General features: G+C 57.2%; 1 rRNA gene. It reads left to right on the forward strand.

From position 1 onward, the window contains the following. Positions 1–1251: ribosomal RNA gene (locus tag DIS04_RS20250) — 16S ribosomal RNA — on the forward strand; the annotation flags it as partial.

Raw genomic sequence — 1251 nt, forward strand, 5'->3', positions numbered from 1 at the left:
CGCATACGTCCTACGGGAGAAAGCAGGGGACCTTCGGGCCTTGCGCTATCGGATGAGCCTATGTCGGATTAGCTGGTTGGTGAGGTAACGGCTCACCAAGGCGACGATCCGTAGCTGGTCTGAGAGGATGATCAGCCACATCGGGACTGAGACACGGCCCGAACTCCTACGGGAGGCAGCAGTGGGGAATATTGGACAATGGGCGCAAGCCTGATCCAGCCATGCCGCGTGTGTGAAGAAGGCCCTCGGGTTGTAAAGCACTTTCAGTGGGGAAGAACGCCTGGTGGTTAATACCCGCCAGGAAGGACATCACCCACAGAAGAAGCACCGGCTAACTCCGTGCCAGCAGCCGCGGTAATACGGAGGGTGCGAGCGTTAATCGGAATTACTGGGCGTAAAGCGCGCGTAGGCGGCGTGATAAGCCGGTTGTGAAAGCCCCGGGCTCAACCTGGGAACGGCATCCGGAACTGTCAGGCTAGAGTGCAGGAGAGGAAGGTAGAATTCCCGGTGTAGCGGTGAAATGCGTAGAGATCGGGAGGAATACCAGTGGCGAAGGCGGCCTTCTGGACTGACACTGACGCTGAGGTGCGAAAGCGTGGGTAGCAAACAGGATTAGATACCCTGGTAGTCCACGCCGTAAACGATGTCGACTAGCCGTTGGGTCCTTCGCGGACTTTGTGGCGCAGTTAACNAGAACCTTACCTACCCTTGACATCCTGCGAACCCTTCGGAGACGAAGGGGTGCCTTCGGGAGCGCAGAGACAGGTGCTGCATGGCTGTCGTCAGCTCGTGTTGTGAAATGTTGGGTTAAGTCCCGTAACGAGCGCAACCCTTGTCCCTATTTGCCAGCGATTCGGTCGGGAACTCTAGGGAGACTGCCGGTGACAAACCGGAGGAAGGTGGGGACGACGTCAAGTCATCATGGCCCTTACGGGTAGGGCTACACACGTGCTACAATGGTCAGTACAAAGGGTTGCGAACTTGCGAGAGTGAGCCAATCCCAGAAAGCTGATCTCAGTCCGGATCGGAGTCTGCAACTCGACTCCGTGAAGTCGGAATCGCTAGTAATCGTGAATCAGAATGTCACGGTGAATACGTTCCCGGGCCTTGTACACACCGCCCGTCACACCATGGGAGTGGACTGCACCAGAAGTGGTTAGCCTAACCTTCGGGAGGGCGATCACCACGGTGTGGTTCATGACTGGGGTGAAGTCGTAACAAGGTAGCCGTAGGGGAACCTGCGGCTGGATC

The organism is Billgrantia lactosivorans, from assembly GCF_003254665.1.
Lineage (GTDB): Bacteria > Pseudomonadota > Gammaproteobacteria > Pseudomonadales > Halomonadaceae > Halomonas > Halomonas lactosivorans.